This is a genomic window from Pyruvatibacter mobilis (assembly GCF_012848855.1).
Taxonomy (GTDB): domain Bacteria; phylum Pseudomonadota; class Alphaproteobacteria; order CGMCC-115125; family CGMCC-115125; genus Pyruvatibacter; species Pyruvatibacter mobilis.
Window position 1 is genome coordinate 1,854,860 of sequence record NZ_CP051630.1, and the last position, 18,140, is coordinate 1,872,999.

17 protein-coding genes are annotated in these 18,140 nt (G+C 62.7%); 7 read left to right on the plus strand and 10 right to left on the minus strand.

Features of this window, described 5'->3' with window-relative positions:
• Positions 1–174 precede the first annotated feature (174 nt).
• The gene (locus HG718_RS08680) at positions 175–1,077 is read left to right on the plus strand and encodes an SDR family oxidoreductase (RefSeq protein ID WP_027839147.1); all 903 of its coding nucleotides are present in this window, start codon (positions 175–177) and stop codon (positions 1,075–1,077) included.
• Positions 1,078–1,116: 39 nt separating this feature from the next.
• Here the strand turns inward: HG718_RS08680 and HG718_RS08685 are convergent, their stop codons facing one another.
• The 4 genes from HG718_RS08685 to HG718_RS08700 form a co-directional block, all read right to left on the minus strand.
• Entirely contained in the window at positions 1,117–3,030 is a 1,914-nt protein-coding gene (locus HG718_RS08685; protein ID WP_160587420.1) for an ATP-binding protein, read from the minus strand.
• Between the two features lie 124 nt (positions 3,031–3,154).
• Complete coding sequence (locus tag HG718_RS08690; protein ID WP_160587419.1) at positions 3,155–4,363, minus strand: acyl-CoA dehydrogenase family protein; 1,209 nt, start codon at positions 4,361–4,363, stop codon at positions 3,155–3,157.
• 265 nt (positions 4,364–4,628) lie between these two features.
• Entirely contained in the window at positions 4,629–4,931 is a 303-nt protein-coding gene (locus HG718_RS08695) for a putative quinol monooxygenase (protein WP_160587418.1), read from the minus strand.
• A 127-nt stretch (positions 4,932–5,058) separates the two neighbouring features.
• Complete coding sequence (locus tag HG718_RS08700; protein WP_027839144.1) at positions 5,059–5,862, minus strand: crotonase/enoyl-CoA hydratase family protein; 804 nt, start codon at positions 5,860–5,862, stop codon at positions 5,059–5,061.
• 228 nt (positions 5,863–6,090) lie between these two features.
• Between HG718_RS08700 and HG718_RS08705 the strand changes: the two genes are divergently transcribed.
• A complete protein-coding gene (locus HG718_RS08705) occupies positions 6,091–7,494 on the plus strand; it encodes a sensor histidine kinase (protein WP_160587417.1) in 1,404 nt (467 codons plus the stop codon).
• A 97-nt stretch (positions 7,495–7,591) separates the two neighbouring features.
• On the opposite strand, the gene HG718_RS08710 is transcribed toward HG718_RS08705, so the two are convergent.
• A complete protein-coding gene (locus HG718_RS08710) occupies positions 7,592–8,719 on the minus strand; it encodes an acyl-CoA dehydrogenase family protein (protein ID WP_027839143.1) in 1,128 nt (375 codons plus the stop codon).
• Positions 8,720–8,889: 170 nt separating this feature from the next.
• The gene (locus HG718_RS08715; protein ID WP_027839142.1) at positions 8,890–10,077 is read right to left on the minus strand and encodes an acyl-CoA dehydrogenase family protein; all 1,188 of its coding nucleotides are present in this window, start codon (positions 10,075–10,077) and stop codon (positions 8,890–8,892) included.
• Positions 10,078–10,347: 270 nt separating this feature from the next.
• On the opposite strand from HG718_RS08715, the gene HG718_RS08720 reads away from it, so the two are divergent.
• Positions 10,348–11,151: a hypothetical protein gene (locus tag HG718_RS08720; RefSeq protein WP_160587416.1), complete on the plus strand. Its 804-nt coding sequence runs from the start codon at positions 10,348–10,350 to the stop codon at positions 11,149–11,151.
• On the opposite strand, the gene cobA is transcribed toward HG718_RS08720, so the two are convergent.
• Entirely contained in the window at positions 11,101–11,973 is an 873-nt protein-coding gene (gene cobA / locus HG718_RS08725) for a uroporphyrinogen-III C-methyltransferase (RefSeq protein WP_160587598.1), read from the minus strand. The two genes, HG718_RS08720 and cobA, sit on opposite strands and share 51 nt — an antisense overlap.
• Before the next feature lie 234 nt (positions 11,974–12,207).
• On the opposite strand from cobA, the gene HG718_RS08730 reads away from it, so the two are divergent.
• The 3 genes from HG718_RS08730 (at position 12,208) to HG718_RS08740 (ending at position 14,972) form a co-directional block, all read left to right on the plus strand.
• Positions 12,208–12,906, plus strand: coding sequence for a retropepsin-like aspartic protease family protein (locus tag HG718_RS08730; protein ID WP_160587415.1), 699 nt, complete (start codon positions 12,208–12,210; stop codon positions 12,904–12,906).
• Positions 12,907–13,044: 138 nt separating this feature from the next.
• Positions 13,045–14,544, plus strand: coding sequence for a phosphomannomutase/phosphoglucomutase (locus HG718_RS08735; protein ID WP_160587414.1), 1,500 nt, complete (start codon positions 13,045–13,047; stop codon positions 14,542–14,544).
• 11 nt (positions 14,545–14,555) lie between these two features.
• Positions 14,556–14,972 carry a PaaI family thioesterase gene (locus HG718_RS08740; RefSeq protein ID WP_160587413.1) on the plus strand — a complete coding sequence of 139 codons (417 nt, stop codon included), beginning with the start codon at positions 14,556–14,558 and terminating at the stop codon, positions 14,970–14,972.
• A gap of 3 nt (positions 14,973–14,975) precedes the next feature.
• Here the strand turns inward: HG718_RS08740 and HG718_RS08745 are convergent, their stop codons facing one another.
• From HG718_RS08745 to HG718_RS08755, 3 genes are all read right to left on the minus strand, one after another.
• Positions 14,976–15,809, minus strand: coding sequence for a sulfite exporter TauE/SafE family protein (locus tag HG718_RS08745; protein WP_160587412.1), 834 nt, complete (start codon positions 15,807–15,809; stop codon positions 14,976–14,978).
• 12 nt (positions 15,810–15,821) lie between these two features.
• Positions 15,822–16,850, minus strand: coding sequence for a tRNA dihydrouridine(20/20a) synthase DusA (gene dusA, locus HG718_RS08750; RefSeq protein ID WP_160587597.1), 1,029 nt, complete (start codon positions 16,848–16,850; stop codon positions 15,822–15,824).
• 103 nt (positions 16,851–16,953) lie between these two features.
• The gene (locus HG718_RS08755) at positions 16,954–17,568 is read right to left on the minus strand and encodes an exopolysaccharide biosynthesis protein (protein WP_027839136.1); all 615 of its coding nucleotides are present in this window, start codon (positions 17,566–17,568) and stop codon (positions 16,954–16,956) included.
• A 125-nt stretch (positions 17,569–17,693) separates the two neighbouring features.
• On the opposite strand from HG718_RS08755, the gene HG718_RS08760 reads away from it, so the two are divergent.
• The gene (locus tag HG718_RS08760; protein WP_205345656.1) at positions 17,694–18,122 is read left to right on the plus strand and encodes a DUF4112 domain-containing protein; all 429 of its coding nucleotides are present in this window, start codon (positions 17,694–17,696) and stop codon (positions 18,120–18,122) included.
• Positions 18,123–18,140 lie beyond the last annotated feature (18 nt).

Here is an 18,140-nt window from a genome sequence, read left to right on the forward strand (position 1 = left end):
CGGCGCTTCCCCTGCCGTCCGCCGGAATCACTTTCCGGCAGCGCGGCGGCCAGCTTGACCCGGTCCGGCGGGCGATGCAAAACCTCCCTCCAGACATTTCCGCTGCGTCCGTCGCGGACCCAGCTCCCTTCTGCCAACTCTGGCGGTTTCGCCAAACAGAGGAACACTCACAACATGACGATTTCGTTCGACGGTAAGGTTGCAATCGTAACCGGCGCGGGCGGCGGCCTGGGCCGTTGTCACGCCCTTGAGCTGGCGCGCCGCGGCGCCAAGGTGGTGGTCAACGATCTCGGCGGCTCCGTGGACGGCTCCGGCGGGTCGTCCGAAGCGGCCGGCAAGGTTGTGGAAGAAATCAAGGCCATGGGCGGGGAAGCCATCGCCAATGGCTCGAGCGTCACGGACGACGCCGGCGTTGCCAATCTCGTCAAGGAAACGATGGACGCCTTCGGCCGCATCGACATCCTGATCAACAATGCCGGCATCCTGCGCGACAAATCCTTCGGCAAGATGGAGCAGAAGGACTGGGACATCGTTGTTGACGTTCACCTGAACGGCACTGCCAAGGTGACGCGCGCTGTCTGGCCGATCATGAAAGAGCAGCAGTATGGCCGCATTGTCGTGACGGCCTCGTCTTCCGGTCTTTACGGCAATTTCGGCCAGGCCAACTACGGCGCCGCCAAGCTGGGCGTCGCAGGCTTCATGAACACGCTGAAGATCGAAGGCCAGAAGGACAACATTAAGGTCAACACGCTGGCGCCGGTTGCCTTTACGCGCATGACCGAGAACCTGATGCCGCCGGAAGCCGAAGCCATGCTGAAGCCGGAATTCGTGTCCCCGGGCGTCATGATCCTCGTGTCGGAAGACGCGCCGACCGGCAACATCCTGTGTGCGGGTGCCGGTGTGTTCGCCGCCGCGCAGATTGTTGAGAGCGATGGCGTCTATCTCGGCCGTGACGACCTGTCCGCCGAGAAGGTGCTGGAAGCCTGGGACCAGATCACGGACTTCTCCAACGCCAAGCCCTTCTTCATGGGCGGCGAGCAGACCGGCAAGTTCTTTGAAAAGGCGTCGGGCAAGTAAGCCTGTCTGTCAGACTGACTGCGGACAGCCGCAAGTGCTTCAGGCGCTCGCGGCTGTTTGCTTTTCGGCGTCCGCCTGCCGATCAGCAGCCTCCGCACAGGCACGCAGGATTTCGCTGCGCAGCAATTCGGCGTCAATGGGCTTGGACACATAGCCGTCAAAGCCCTTGTCGAGATAGGCCTCGCGGTGGCCCTGCATGGCATTTGCCGTGATGGCGAGAACGGGCACCTGCCCCTTGCCGCCCGGCAGCTTGCGGATCTCACCGGTCGCCGTGATGCCATCCATCACCGGCATCTGGACATCCATCAGCACGATGTCGAAATGCTCACGCTTCAGCGTCTCGAGCGCTGCTTCCCCGTCATCGACAATGACGCAGGAAAAGCCATACCGCTCGAGGAAAGCGCCCATGAGCTTCTGGTTCGTCGGGTGATCGTCGGCCACCAGCACATGAAGCGGTCCGTCCGGCCGCGCCGCTGCGCCGGGTTCGGGGCCGGTTTCTTCGGCGGCGGTGGCACTCTCAGTCGCTGGTGCGACGGGACGCTCTTCTGCGCGCGGGGCGGCAGACAGGAAACGAGCCGGGATTTCAGCGACGAAGCGCGCGCCCTGCCCTTCTTCGCTTTCCACATAGATGCGGCCGCCCATCAGTTCGACGAATTCCTTGCAGAGCGTCAGCCCCAGTCCTGAGCCGCCATAGCGGCGCGAGGTGGACGTGTCAGCCTGGGTGAACTTCTCGAAAATGCGGCGCTGTGCAGACCTGGAAATACCGGGTCCCGTATCGATGACCTCAAATCGGAGAAGGCCGTCACGCGGTGCGGAAGCCTTGAGCGTCACCGAGCCGTCGCCTGTGAACTTAATGGCATTGCCCAGCAGGTTCGACAGAAGCTGTTGCACCTTGCGGCTGTCCAGCTCCGCTGTGCCCGGCAGGCGCGGATCAACATCGAAATTGAGCGCAAGCCCCTCCACGCGCGCACGTGGGGCCCAGAGGGATTCGAGCTGGGTGAGGATACGGCGCGGGTTCTCTTCGTCGAGGTCCAGCTCCATATGGCCGGCTTCGATGCGCGACAGGTCCAGCGTATCATTGAGCAGGGCCAGAAGCGTGTCGCCAGAATCAACGATGGTCTGCGCATAGGTGCGCTGTTCATCGGATAGGTCGCCGCGCAGCAGCATCTGCGCCATACCCAGAAGGCCATTCATCGGTGTACGGATTTCATGGCTCATCATGGCCAGGAATTCGCTCTTGGCCGTATTGGCCGTGTCGGCGCGCTGGCGGTCAGCCTCGGCGGCGCGGCGGGCGAACTCAAGCTCGGTAATCAGCTCGTCCTTGTCGGCCTGTACTGCGAACAGCTTCTTGTTGAGTTCAAGATTGGACGTCGTGGTGCGCGCGACCAGCAACACCAGAACTGCGCCCAGACCCGCAAGAGCATATTCGGCGGGGCGCTCGGCATAGATGGCCGGCACGAAGAGGATGAGCAGACCCGGCACCATGCCGCTGGTGATGGCGATACGCGGAATGGCGCCGTTCTGATTGGTGACGACCATCAGCGAGCCGGACCAGGATAGCAACACGAGCGTCGTGCACATGGGGTCGGATGTCCCCATGCCGAACAGCAGGCCCGGCGCCCACACCATCAGCGTGGCGAAAGAGCCCCACTGGAGGATCGTGAGGCGCTTCATCACGTTGCGGGCGGTCGTGCGGGCCTTGCGCAGATGCCAGTGGACGGTCGACAGCACCGCCTCGATCGACCAGACGCAGGCCGCCCAGATCACCGCCTCGCGGCCCAGACCGACGGACATGAAGGCAAGCACCAGCAGGGACGAGAAGGCCACGGTGTTGAAAAAATCCCACCGGTGGACGTCGAGATGGTTCTCGACGCCTGAAATGGCCTCGTCCAGTTCCGCCTTGGTGCGCGGTTTGCCCCAGACAGCCTGCCGTAGCTGGTTCCAGTCACTCATGGCTGAAGACTGCAGCAAAAGCAGTTAAAAAATGATGCGACTTACAATCAGCCAAGACGCAAAAGAAAGGCCGGAGCAGCCAAAATGCTGCCCCGGCCCGTCATGCTTAACGATGTGTTGCGGCTCAGAGGCCCAGCACCGCCTTGGACATGATGTTGCGCTGGATCTCATTCGACCCGGCGTAGATCGAGGCCTTGCGGAGGCTGAAATAATAAGGCGCCACCGGCGGGGCGTAATCCGGACCCACCACTTCCTCGTTGGAGAGCGCGAACGTGTCGCGCACGAAGGGCATGGAGTAATAGCCGATGCCCTCCAGGGCGAGTTCGGAGATCGCCTGCTGAAGCTCGGTGCCACGGCATTTCAGCATGGAGGATTCCGGGCCCACATTCTGGCCGTTGGAGAGCGCCGAGAAGATGCGCAGCTCGGTGTATTCCATGGCGCGGACCTGGGTTTCCACGTCGTTGATCTTGGCCTGGAATTCCGGCTGGGCGGCCAGTGGCTCGCCATCAACGATGGTGTCTGCGGCGATCTTGCGGACCTTGCCCAGCGAGCGCATCAGGCCCGGGGAATAGGAGTTGCCGCGTTCGAATTCGAGCAGGTATTTGGCGTAGGTCCAGCCCTTGTTCTCTTCGCCGATCAGGTTCTCCTTGGGGACCTTCACGTCTTCGAAGAAGACTTGGTTGATCTCCTGCTTGCCTTCCGCAGGGCCATCCAGTGTCACCAGCGGTTCCACCTTGATGCCCGGCGTCTTCATGTCGATGAGCAGGAAGGAGATGCCGTCCTGACGCTTCTCCATCTTTGCAGTGCGCACCAGGCAGAAGATCATGTCGGCGTGCTGGGCCTGGGTGGTCCAGATCTTCGAGCCGTTGCACAGGTAATGATCGCCCTTGTCCTCAGCCTTCATCTGGAGAGAGGCAAGGTCGGACCCCGCACCGGGCTCGGAATAGCCCTGGCACCACCACACATTGCTGGCCAGGATGTCCGGGAGATACTTCTTCTTCTGCTCTTCAGAGCCGAATTTCATGATGACCGGTGCCACCATGGTGATGCCGAAGGGCACCGTCAGCGGCACACCGGCAGCCGACATTTCGCGGTCATAGATGAAGTGCTGGGAATGGGTGAAGCCCGGCCCGCCATACTCGGTCGGCCAGTGCGGTGCCGCCCAGCCCTTGGCGTGCAAACGCTTCTGCCACGTGATGTGGTCTTCCTTGTCCAGATAGCCGTTCTTGGTGCGCGCCATCTTGCGGCGCAGATCGTCGGTGAAATTCTCTTCGATAAAGGCCCGCACTTCGTCACGGAAGGCGAGGTCTTCCTTGGAAAAGCTCAGATCCATCTGGATGCTCCTGCTTGGTATTCCGAATTACGCAACGCGGTCGAAGAACCGGCCTTACGGCGCAGACTGGCGCGCCCATTGTTCCATGACCACAAACAATGTGGTGCTGCCGGCATCCACGGGTCGGCAGCGTCTACTTAGTACATGTGGCATCCCGGTCCGCGGGCAAGGCAGAGGTCTGTGACCCCGTTGCCCTGCCCGCCTGGACGGAAATTCACACGATGCCGCTTCAAGGCGTGACCATCACTTCCTGAAGCGTGCAGCCTCAGCCGATGGAGACGCCGTCGAGCACTTCAAGCTTCGGGGCGCCGGCCAGCAGCGCACCGAACTTGGCACCGGCGGCCTTGAAATAGTCCGTTTCGCCATGCGCCTTCAGCGCAGCGTCGTCGGCGTAGCGTTCCATGATGACATAGGTCGAGGCATCAGCCTTTGACTTGTAGACGTCATACATCTCGCAGCCGGCCTCATTTGCCAGCACCTGGCTCCGCAGGTCGTTGAAGACGGTCTCGAACTCGGCTTCCTTGCCGGCCTGAATGCTGAGCGTTGCGACGATGCCTACCTTGGCCATGTTGTTTCTCCCGTTGGGTTGGTTGTGTTTCAGTTTGGTGAATGTCTGACGCGGGGGACTTTATGTGCAGTCCGCCGCAAGGGCAATTACCTGCCCGTTTGCGGGTTACCGCATTTTCGCAAATCGCTTAGCGGCCGTGATAGGTCGGATCGCGCTTCTCGATGAAGGCGCTCACAGCTTCGGCGTGATCCTCGGTGTGGTGGGCCAGTGCCTGCATGTTGGCGGACATGTCCATGATCTGATCAAAGGTCGTGGTCATGCCCTGCCGCATCAGCCGCTTTGTCATGCGCAGCACATGCGGCGGCTGCTTTGCCATTTTCTCGGCGAGCGCGCGGGCTTCCGCCATCAGGTCGTCATGTGGCACCACGCGGCTGACGAGGCCCCATTCGCGGGCGGTTTCCGCGTCGATCACATCGCCTGTGAAGAACAGTTCAGCCGCGCGGGCCGAGCCGATGACCCGCGGCAGCAGCCACGAACCGCCATCACCGGGCACCAGACCGATCTTCAGGAAGGTGGCGCCAAAGATGGCCTTGTCAGACGCGATGCGGGTGTCGGCAAGGCAGGCCACGTCATTGCCGAGCCCGATGGCCGGTCCGTTGACGGCAGCGATCATCGGTACTTCGAGGGCCCAGAGGGATTTCACGATGCGGTGGATGCCGGTGTAGTAGCCGCGCGCGATATCAACGCCGGGCCCCGCGAAATTGCCGGCCTTCTCCTTCATGGCCTTGATGTTGCCGCCGGCGGAGAATGCCTTGCCGGCGCCGGTCAGGATGACGGCGCGGATATTGACGTCGGCATTGATCTGATCTGCGGCAGCGGCGAAGGCGGGCCCGTCTTCCGGCTCACCGATGGCATTGCGCGCATCGGGACGGTTGATGGTGAGCGTGGCGATGTGGCCGTCCACTTCCAGCAGCACAGGCGCGTCGGACATGAAGAACTCCCTGTCAGGTCTCGTTATGGCGTTTGTTGGCCGGACACTAGCAGCCCGCCACGGAATGCCAAACCTTTGCATTCATGTCATTTTTGGCTGTTTTCCGCATTTTTTTGATCGGCATCTGCAATCTGCGAAGCGCTTGTTAACACATTCGGCCCATGATCCGCCCCGCCGCCGCCGGCCGATCCCTGCGGTGCCTGCTAGTTACCCCGGGGAGCACCAGCCGTGGCTGCGTCAGATTTGTCAGACCGCCTCCAGTCCGAACGGTCTCAGCTGGACTATTTCGTCCAGAACATGGCCCCCACCGCCCTCGTGGTCCCGACCATGATCGCCGGTGTCGCGGCCGTCCTGTCGTTCTGGGGCGGCATCCTTCCCGCCATTGTCTGGGCTGTGGTCGTCATCGGCACCTATGTCGCTTTCTACACGGTTACCAAGCGCGGCCGCGCTCATGACATGACCGATGAGGCTTTCCAGCGCTGGCGTAAGCGCGTCGTCATCGGCAACTTGCTGGGGGAGATTACCTGGGTCTCCGCCACATTCATTTTCTGGCAGACCGGTGATGTGCTCAACAACGCCTTCCTGCTCTGCATCCTTGCCGCCCACCTGGCCATGGCCATCGGCCATTCCTCGATCTACCTGCCGCTCATGTATGGCTCGATTCTGGTCCCGGCATTCGGGCTTGTGCTGATGCCGATTTCCACGGGCGATCCGCTGTTCATGGCAATCGGCGGCGTGGCCGGCGTCTATGTCTATTTCCTTGTCGTCATCGGCAAGGGAATCAACCGGACATCAACGGCGATGCTGGCGCTGCGCGACGAAAAAGACGCGCTCATCCAGCGCCTCAAGACAGAAAAGCGCGTGGCCGAACATGAGCGCTCGCGCGCCGAAGAGGCGAACCAGACCAAGTCGACCTTCCTCGCCAGCATCAGTCATGAACTGCGCACGCCGCTCAATGCCATCATCGGTTTTTCCGACGTCATGCGTGCGGAGACATTCGGCCCGGTCGGTCACGACAATTACCGCCAGTATGTCGATGACATTCACGGCAGCGGTCAGCACCTGCTGTCCCTCATCAACGATGTGCTCGACTTGGCCCGCATCGAAGCGGGCCGGCTTGAACTCAATGAAGAGCCGGTAGACCTCGGCGGCATTGCGGAAGACTGCAAGCGGATGATCGGGCTTCAGGCCTCCGAGCGGAATGTCACCATTGAGCTCGATATGCCCGCGCAGCCGCCGCGCATTCTCGCTGATGTCCGCGCCATGCGGCAGCTCTGGCTCAACCTCGTCTCGAACGCCTTCAAGTTCACCGGCAATGGTGGCCGCGTGACCCTGTTTGCGGGCACCACGGCTGACGGGTCCATCCGCTTCGGCGTTGAAGACACCGGCTGCGGTATGGACGAGGATGAGCTGGCCCGGGTAATGAACGCCTTTACACAGGGTAATGCCCAGTCCCATACGGGCGAGCGGGGCACCGGCCTTGGCCTTGCAATCGTGACCGGGCTGGTGGACGCCCATGGCGGGACGTTCGGGCTTGAAAGCACGCCCGGCGTCGGCACACGCGCCACGGTCACTCTGCCGCGCGCCCGGCTGATCCACGCCGAACTGTCACCGGCCCGCGTCCGGGCCTAGCTGCACACCGCTTTCCTTTCATGTCGGTCACAAACAAAACGGCCGCCTCCCGCACGGGAGACGGCCGTCCTGCAATTCGTCAGGTCGACTGCCTTGTTCAGGCAGCGTCGGCGTAGCGCTTCAGGTGGAAGTCCACATTGCCGAGCTGGGTGTCGATCATGGTCAAGCGCTTGAAGTAGTGACCGACGCGGAGTTCGTCGGTCATGCCCATGCCGCCATGCAGCTGCACGGCCTGCTGGCCCACGAAGCGGCCGGCCTTGCCGATCTGCACCTTGGCAGCGGACGCGGCCTTCTTGCGCTCAGCTTCGTCCTCGCCCAGCTTCAGGTTGACCATGTAGGTGATGGACACGGACTGCTCATGGTTCATGAACATGTCCACCATGCGGTGCTGCAGCACCTGGAACTTGCCGATGGGCACACCGAACTGCTTGCGGGTCTTGCAGTACTCGACCGTGTCATCGACCAGCATCTTCATGCAGCCGCAGGCTTCAGCAGACAGGGCAGCGATGCTCTCGTCGGAGATGAGCTCGACGAGCGGCAGGCCGTTGTCGACGTCGCCGATGACGGCGTCGGCACCGACCTTGACGTTCTCGAAGGTGATTTCCGAGGCGCGGGAGCCGTCCACAGTCGGGTAATCGCGGGTGGAGACGCCGGTTGCACCCTTGTCCACGATGAAGACAGTGATGCCGTTGGCGTCACGCTGGCCACCGGCGGTGCGGGCGGTCACGATCAGCTTGTCAGCCCACGGACCGGCCAGCACGACGGCCTTGCTGCCGTTGATGACGAAGCCGTCGCCGTCCTTCTTAGCCGTCGTGGTGACGTCGGCCAGGTTATAGCGGCTCTGCGGCTCGGCATAGGCGAAGGCCCACACATTCTCACCGCCGATGATGCCGGGGATGTGCTCTTCGATCTGGGCAGCGGTGCCGCGGCGGAGGAAACCGCCGGCCTGCACGACCGTCGGCAGATAGGGGTCGACCACCAGGCCCTTACCGAATTCTTCCATCACCAGCATGGTGTCGATCGGGCCGCCGCCGAGGCCGCCCTGCTCTTCGGAGAAGGGAGCGGCCAGCAGGCCGAGTTCGGCGATCTGGGTCCACGTGTCGCGGTTCCAGCCATTGTCGGCGGCCACGATCTTGCGGCGCTTTTCGAACTCGTAGTTTTCCTGCACGAAGCGCTCGACGGTGTTGCGCAGCAGGTTTTGTTCTTCGGAGAAGGAGAAATCCATCGCTCAGGCGTCCTTCCTGTTGTTCAGGTTACTTTTTTCAGGATGCAGGGAGCGGCGCCGAAGCGGCCCCTCCCGCGTCAAAGGTGAGAATTGAATAGCTGTCAGCCATTGGGAGGCACAGGGCCGAATGACCCGATGCCTCCCAGCGGCAAAACGTTTCGCCCTAGTGATTAGAGCCCCAGCACCGCTTTCGCAATGATGTTGCGCTGAATCTCGTTCGAACCACCATAAATCGCCGTCTTGCGGACGTTGAAGTAGTTCTGCGAGACACCGCGGGCATAGTCGGGGCCCGGCACTTCGTTGGAGCCGTCACCGTTCGGCGCATTGTACGGGAAGGCGTAGTGGCCCACTGCTTCCACGGTCAGCTCGGTGATGCGCTGCTGGATCTCGGTGCCCTTGATCTTGAGGATGGAGCTTTCCGGCCCCGGGCCCTTGCCCTTGCTTTCGGACGCCAGCGTCCGCAGCTCGGTGAATTCCAGTGCGGAGAGGTCGATCTCGAGATCGGCGATCTTGCGCTTGAACTCATCGGTCTTGATCAGCGGCTCGCCGTCCACGGTCTCGGACCCGGCAATCGTCTTGAGACGCTCGATGGCCTTCTTGGAGCGGGCAACGCCGGCAATGCCGGAGCGCTCGTTGCCGAGCAGGAACTTGGCGTAGGTCCAGCCCTTGTTCTCCTCGCCGATCAGGTTCTCGGCCGGCACGCGGACGTCTTCGAGGAAGACCTCGTTCACTTCATGGCCGCCATCGATGGTGATGATCGGGCGCACGGTGATGCCCGGCGTCTTCATGTCGATGAGGATGAAGGAAATGCCTTCCTGCTGCTTGGCGTCCGGATCGGTCCGGCACAGGCAGAACATCCAGTCGGCGTACTGGGCCAGCGTCGTCCAGGTCTTGGAGCCGTTGATGACGTATTCATCACCGTCGCGCACTGCCTTGGTGCGCAGGCTCGCAAGGTCGGACCCGGAGCCGGGCTCGGAATAGCCCTGGCACCACCAGTCCTCGCCGGACAGGATCCGCGGCAGGAAGCGGGCCTTCTGTTCTTCATTGCCGTAAGTGTAGATCACCGGGCCGACCATGGAGAGGCCGAACGGCAGCAGCGGCTGGGTTTCCGCGCGGGCGTTCTCTTCGCCCCAGATGTAGCGCTGGGTAACGTTCCACTCACAGCCGCCATATTCCTTCGGCCAGTGCGGGGCGACCCACCCCTTCTTGTGAAGGACCTTGTGCCAGGCAAGGATGTCTTCCTTGCCCATTTCACCGCGCGACTTCATCTCGCGCAGATAGGCCGGATAATTCTCTTCGATGAACTGGCGTACCTCATCGCGGAACGCCAGGTCTTCCGGGCTGAATTCGATTTCCATGTTACTCCCTCCGGGGCGCCGCATCGGCGGTGGCAACACCTGCTGCCACCCGGCCCCACCCGTTCTTCAAAAAATGAACACGCGTCAGCGTTGCGCGGATATTAGCTCCGATCGTTCGTGTTTCAAGAAAACTGACTCACCTGCGCGGGTGTGGCACATCCACCACCGCATCGCTAGGGTGCCGCTGACGCGACGTTTTTCATGATGTGAAAACGCCACATAACCTACAAAACTGTCAGCAAGCTGCAAAACCGCAAAATCATCCCGCATATGACGCCCCCCTTCACCACCGCCGACGACGCCTGGACTGTCCGTGCCTGGCGGGATGACCTGCATGTGGCTCTCAGCCTCCTGACCCGGCTGCCGGTCGGTGCACCGCCGGCGGCGGCCTGCCTGTCGGAACGCCCGAAGCGCACATTTCCGCTGGTTGCAGCCTTCATGGGCCTGGCAGCGGGTGGGGCTTTCTTCGTGGCCCATGACGCAGGCCTGCCGCTGGTGGTCAACACGGTGCTGTGCGTCGCTGCGCTTCTTCTGCTCGGCGGGCATGTGGACGACCATGGTCACACAGCATCCGCCCCGCTGATGGTCGCCACCATGATGAAGCTGGCGGCGGTCTATGTGCTGGGCAGCCCGCTGACGCCGGGCGGCGGCCCGGCCATGGTGGTGGTGGCACTGGCGGGCGCGGGCGCGCTGTCGCAAGCCGCAGCGATTCTTCTTGAGCCGGATGGGGAAGATGAGGCGGACGTGCCGGCGGAGGCAGGGGCTGTGGACCCCAAGGTCGTGATCCTGCCGCCGGACGGGACGCGGATCACCGAAGACGAGATGGACGAGGGCAATGGGCGCGCGCTTGGCGCACCGACAACGGCGATCCTGATCGCGCTGATCATCAGCATTCTGGGGCTGGGCCTGATGCCGACTGCAGTGGCGGCCGGCGGGGCGATGTTCGGTGCGTTCATCGCACCGCGGCTGCTGGCCCGCGATATCGAGGCCGAGGTCCTCGCCGCCCCTCTGGCGATGCAGCAGTCAGGCGAGGTTTGGGCGCTGCTGGCGCTCGCCGTCCTGCTCAGCGCCTGATCCCTTTTCCCCCAGCGGGTCCGGATCGAGCATGCGGCCTGAGGTCAGCGCCCCGAGCCAATCAAGTCCGCTACGCAGACGCACCACGTCGCCGATGCAGATGACAGCAGGCGCGGCCATCTCGGCAGCGGCCACATCCTGCGCGGCTTTCGCCAGCGTGGTCTCAAGCACCTTCTGATCCGGTGTCGAGGCATTGCTCACCACCGCAACCGGTTCGTCGGGATTACGCCCGGTGGCAATGAATTTCGAGGCGATGATGCCGAGATGCTTCATCGCCATATAAAGCACAATCACGGGCGACCCCTGACCGATGGCCTCCCAGTCAAGACCCTCGGGCACCTCGCCGGCCGCGCTGTGGCCGGTCACGAAGGTGACGGCCTGGTTAGTATCCCGGTGGGTGACGGGAATGCCCGCATAGGCAAGGCCGCCGGTCCCCGCGGTGACACCGGGAATCACGCGGAAATGGATCCCCGCCTCCACCAGCGCCAGGGCTTCCTCGCCCCCGCGCCCGAAGACGAACGGGTCGCCGCCCTTGAGCCGCAGCACGCGCTTGCCGGACCGGGCCAGCTCGATGAGCCTGTCTGAGATATCCCGCTGCTTGGGGCTTGGTTTGCCGCCGCGCTTGCCTGCGAACACGAGTTCAGCGGTCGGTTTCGCCAAGGCGAGGATGCGGTCATCCACCAGCGCGTCGTACACAACCGCATCGGCTTCAGCGAGGCCATGCACTGTGTGGAGCGTCAGCAGGCCAGGATCCCCCGGCCCCGCTCCGGCAAGCCACACCCACCCCGCCTCGAACACAGGCAAGCCGAATCGCTGGCGCATCTCTCCCGGCAGGACGCCGGCAGCAGGCCGCAATTGGGTGGGTTCGGTCGTCACAGACTTATTTTCCAAATATCATGTGTTGTATGAATATTTTCACATTGCCTACTAGATAATTAGCAGGTTCGGCGATGCCAAGAAAAATCGTAACCGGCCGCACCCAGCTTTAGCCTAACCTGATGCAGGTCCGCACCCGGCGCACCACACCCCTGCCTCGCAACAGCCCGGATTTTTGAAATGTACCGCAACACCTGGACGTGGATCGGGCTTGCCGGCCTTGCGATTAGTGCCCTGGTCCTCTTCCTCGCGTCCGCCTATCCCGACACGCTGGCCAATGAAGATGCACAGATGCGCCTGACCTATCTGGTCCTGCTCCTGGTGCTGGTGGGATCCTCGGTCATTGTCGGCTGGCGTCAGCGGGCCGGGCTGGCGTTGAAACAGGCCCTTGTGTGGATCGCCATCGGCATCGTGCTGGTCGCGGCCTATTCCTTCCGCGATGAGTTCCGGATGCTGGGGCACCGGCTGCTCGGCGAGGTGGTGCCCTCGGCCCCGCTCTCTTATACTCCCGGCCAGGTGGCCCTGCGGGCCAGCGCAGACGGCCATTTCCACGTGCAGGCCCTCATCAACGGCACCAATGTACGATTGCTGGTGGATACGGGCGCAAGTGGTGTGGCGCTGACCGCAAGCGATGCGCGCCGCCTGGGCATCGACCCCGCGACCTTGCGGTTCGACCGCATTTACAACACCGCCAATGGGCAGGTGGCCGGGGCGCGCGTGGTCCTCGACGAAGTGACCGTCGGCTCACTGACGGTCCGCGACGTGGCCGCGTCGGTGACGCAGGGAGATGGCTTGTCGCAATCCCTGCTGGGCATGTCCTTCCTGCGAGAACTATCGGCCGTGCAGTTTGACGGAGACCGGCTCATTCTGCGTCAGTAGGCTGGTGCACCCTGACTGCCGCATCGGGCCTGATTGCGTCATATCAATGAGACATTGCTGCGGGATGCAGGATGCATTGGGGCATGCTACGCACTCCCCGACCGACATCGACACACACCGCATCCGAAGGTGACCCTCATGCTGCCCACGCCGCGCGCCGACCTCAAACCCAACACGCTGGAGTACGAGAACATCCCGCTCGTCGCGCCGCAGGGGTTCCGCGAATATGACGCGCGCTGGCTGTTCGAGAAGGAGATCAACCTGCTCGGCGTCCAGGCGCTCGGCCTCGGGCTCGGCACGCTCATCCATGAGCTGGGCGTCAAGCCGGAGATCGCCGTGGGGCATGATTTCCGGTCCTATTCAGCGAGCATAAAGCAGGCGCTGATGACCGGGCTGATGGCTGCCGGCGTTCAGGTCCACGACATCGGCTTGGCACTTTCGCCGGTCGCCTACTTCTCGCAATTCGCGCTGGATGTGCCCTGCGTCGCAATGGTGACGGCCAGCCACAATGAAAACGGCTGGACCGGGGTGAAGATGGGGGCGAACCGTCCGTTGACCTTCGGGCCTGACGAGATGACCCGCCTCAAGGCCATCGTGCTGGGGGGTGAGGGCAAGACACGGTCCGGCGGCGGATACACCTATGTCGACGACATGCGCGCCCGCTACATCGCCGACCTTACGGACCGTCCCGCCATCAGCCGCAAGCTCAAGGTCGTCGCAGCCTGCGGCAACGGCACTGCCGGTGCCTTCATGCCGGAGGTCCTTGCAAAGGTTGGCGCTGAAGTCGTCCCTCTCGACTGCGAGCTCGACTTTACCTTCCCGCGCTATAATCCGAACCCGGAAGACATGGAGATGCTGCACGCCTTGCGTGATGCGGTGCTGGAGCACAAGGCGGATGTGGGCCTTGCCTTCGACGGCGACGGCGACCGCTGCGGCGTTGTCGACAATACGGGCGAAGAGATATTCGCCGACAAGGTTGGTGTGATGCTGGCGCGCGACCTGGCCCGGCAGCACCCCAATGCCAAATTCGTGGTCGATGTGAAATCGACGGGCCTGTTCCTCACCGACCCTGTGCTGCAGGAGCTAGGCGCCACGACGGATTACTGGAAGACGGGCCACTCCTACATCAAGCGACGCAGCCATGAGCTTGGTGCGCTGGTGGGCTTTGAAAAGTCGGGCCACTATTTTTTCAACAATCCCATCGGCCGCGGCTATGACGATGGCTGCGTGGCCGCGCTGGCCGTGCTCGACATGCTGGACCGCGCGCCGGACAAGACCATGGCCGACCTCAAGGACGACCTGCCCAAGACCTGGGGGTCGCCCACCATGTCGCCGCACTGCCCGGACGACAAGAAATACGGCGTCGTCGATAACGTCGTGGCGCACTACACCGCCATGCGCGACAAGGGCGAGACCATCATGGGTCAGGCGATCCGCGATCTCGTTACGGTCAATGGTGTGCGGCTGACGCTTGATGATGGCACCTGGGGGCTGATCCGCGCTTCGTCCAACAAGCCTGGCCTGGTGGTGGTGGTGGAAAGCCCCGTGTCGGAAGACAATATGCGCGCCATGTTCGCGGAGCTGGACGCCACCCTGTCCACCTATCCGGATGTCGGCGACTACGACCAGAAACTATAAGAACAACAGACATGACGCAGATCCCTGACGGATGGACGCCCATCCATACCTTCGACTACGACACCTTCGAAAAACTCGCAGGCCCGATCTACAAGCCGCCGCACCAGACGGAGGGCGAACAGCGTTACGGGTTCCTGGTGGAGAAACGCCACTGCAATCCTTATGGCATGCTGCATGGCGGCATGCTGTCTACCGTGGCTGATACTCTGCTCGGGTCGGTCGTCTATCACGCCACCAGCGGCGTTCCGATCGCGACCATCTATCTGAACACGGAATTCATCGGCGCAGCCCGCGAGGGGGACTGGGTCGAAGGCGTTGCCACGCTGCGCAAGAAGGGCCGCCGGGTGGTGTTCACCCAGGGTGAATTTCATGTGGGCGACAAGCTGATTGCATCGTCCGCAGGCGCCTGGGCCATCATCGGCGCCTGACGATCAGGCCAGCACGCCGTAGAGCATGCGGATGGCAACGATGGCCAGGAACAGCGCGAAGCCACGCTTGAGTGTCTTCTGCGGCAGCCGGTGCGCCATCCGGGCACCTACCGGTGCCATGAGGATGGTTGCGGGCACGATGCAGGCGAACGCAATGAAATTCACATAGCCGACAGAGCCGGGCGGCGTGCCGGTTTCATCCCAGCCACTGACAATGAAGCCGAGTGCCCCGGGCACAGCGATGATAAGGCCGAGGCCCGCACTGGTCGCCACCGCCTGATGGATCGTCCGGCCGCAGAGGGTCATAACCGTATTGCCGAAGGTGCCGCCACCGATGCCCATGAGCGTCGACAGGAACCCGATTGTCGCGCCGATGGCATCCCGCCCCGGACGGCCCGGCAGATCAGCCGCAAGCTGCCAGCTAGATTTGGCAAACGCCATGTTGGCGGCAACTAGCAGCGCGATGGAGCCAAAAACCAGCGTCAGGGCCGTGCCGTCAATGATGTCGGCAACGGCTGTTCCCGCCACGACACCTGCCGTGATCGGCAATATCCAGCTCTTGAGCAGTGGTACGTCCACTGCCCCTGATTGCAAATGGCTTCTGACGGAGCGGATGGAGGTCACGACGATGGTCGCCAGCGATGTACCCACCGCCACATGCATGCGCACTTCTTCGGGCACGTCGAAAGCCGTGAACACGTAATAGAGCACCGGCACGATGACGATGCCGCCGCCAACGCCGAAGAGCCCGGCAACAAGGCCCGCGAGGATGCCCGCCGCGGCAAGCGCACCGACGAAGACGAACAGGATTGAGAAATCGATTGATGCAATATCCATGACGGGCGGTGTTTACACCGCACCCGCCACGGACGCACGGCTTTTTGTGGCCGCCGGTTCGGCAGCCTGATCGCGGGCCACGAGGGCTGCAGCGTCAGTCAGGACATTGAGGCCGGCGCCGTCCTTATGCATGTGTTCGGACAAATGGCGGCGGAAGGCGCGGGCGCCGGGGGCCCCATGGAAAAGTCCGAGCACGTGCTTTGCCATGGCATTGAGGCGGACACCCTTGCCCAATTGCTCGTCCACATAGGGCAGAAAGCGTTCCAGTGCCTCATGGCGGGTGGGCACGGGTGTCGTTCCACCGAACAGACGCTGATCGACCCGGGCGAGCACGTAAGGCTCGTGGTAGGCGGTCCGCCCCATCATCACCCCGTCCATATGGGCGAGATGCCCCTCGGCTTCCTCAAGCGACTGGATGCCCCCATTGATGCTGATCGGCCAGTCCGGATGGGCCTGTTTCAGGGCATAGACAAGCGGGTAGTCGAGGGGCGGCACCTCGCGGTTTTCCTTCGGCGACAATCCCTTGAGCCAGGCCATGCGGGCATGGACGATGAGGGCGTCCGCGCCTGCCTGCTTCATGGTCTCTGCGAAGGCGGGCAGCACGTTGGCCGGGATCTGATCGTCGACGCCTATGCGGCATTTCACCGTCACGGGCACATCTACCGTGCTCTTCATCGCGTCGACGCCGCGGGCCACAAGGTCCGGCTCGCGCATGAGGCAGGCCCCGAAACTGCCGGACTGAACGCGGTCGGACGGGCAGCCAACATTGAGATTGATCTCGTCGTAGCCCGCTTCAGCACCGATGCGCGCCGCCTCGGCCAGTTCCGCGGGCTCTGATCCGCCAATCTGCAAGGCTACCGGATGCTCGCCTTCGGAAAACCCCAGCAGCCGCTCTCGGTCTCCGTGGATCACGGCCGGGGCGGTTACCATTTCGGTGTACAGACGCGCATACGCCGTCAGACAGCGATGGAAGACGCGGCAGTGCCGGTCCGTCCATTCCATCATCGGGGCGACGGAAAATCTGTGTTCTGCGGCGTTCACCACGCACCTCTGCCGGGACCGCGTCACGCTGGTCAGGATGAGGCTTACCTAAGCCCGCGATGGGGCAAGGTCAAACCATGGCAACCTCAGTTCCGGTAACGGGTCAGACCGAAATGCTCTCGCTGGAGGCGGCGAAGCTATAGACCGCGTAGACAGCGCCTGCCGCCAGCAGCCAGCCGATGACCACCACGAGCCCGTCGCGCGCGGTGATACCGAGAGCCAGGATCAGCGCAGCCATGCCGGGGACCAGCACAGCCCATGGCAGCAGCGCTGTCGGCAGCATGGCGACGCCGAGGATGACCATCACCAGCGCTGTGACCCAGAGGCCTGCCCCGCGGGTGGCCCAGGCAAGGCGGTAGGTCATGAACTTGTCGATGAACTTGGCGGTGCCTTCGAAACCGCCTGCCCCCTTTTTTAAGGCCGACCGGTCGAGAGGTATCTGCCGCACCTTCTTTGGCACCCAGACGTGCGAGCGGCCCAGCAGGATCTGGCAGGCGATGGCGACAATTGCGAGCCCGGTGATGATGGTCATGCCGGGAATAGCACCAATGAAGGGAATGACCGCCATCAGCGCCGGTACGACCATCAGCGGGCCGAACGACCGGCTACCGATCATCTCGAGGATGTCGTCCACATGCAGGCTGTCGGCATCTTCCGCCAGGTCATGGATATGATCCACGATGCTGGAGAGGGAGGTGAAACTATTGCTGTCGCTCATGGTTATGCATCCATCCCGGGGGGCGCATCTCGCCAATGGGCAGCCCGTGCGCACCCTTGCCGCCCTTCATTGCCTGCCCACATAGTGGTTCAGCTTGTTAAGCGCCCGCATTCGAAAGAGTTCCCATGAACGACCGAAAAACGGACGAGACCTTCACCGATGTGACCGACCGGATGGAAATCATTCCGCCTGCAGGCCTTGGGGAAAAGGACCGGGATGCGGCGGTGCGCATTGCGCGGGTAGCGCGCATGCTGGATGCCCAGTTCACTGTGCCCGGGACCGGAATCCGGCTCGGCATAGACGGGTTGATCGGCATCATTCCAGGGATCGGCGACGCGCTGGGGCTGATCCTGTCGGGCTATATCTATTCTGAGGCGCTTCGCGCGGGCGTGCGGAAACGGACGCTGGCGGCGATGGGTATCAATACACTGCTTGATACGGCCATCGGCGCCATCCCCGTGCTGGGTGATATTTTCGACATTGCCTACAAATCCAACATGCGCAATGCGCGGCTCATCCTGCGGGACATGGAAAAACGTCTGCCGAAGGACTGACGCGCCGCCGACACCGTG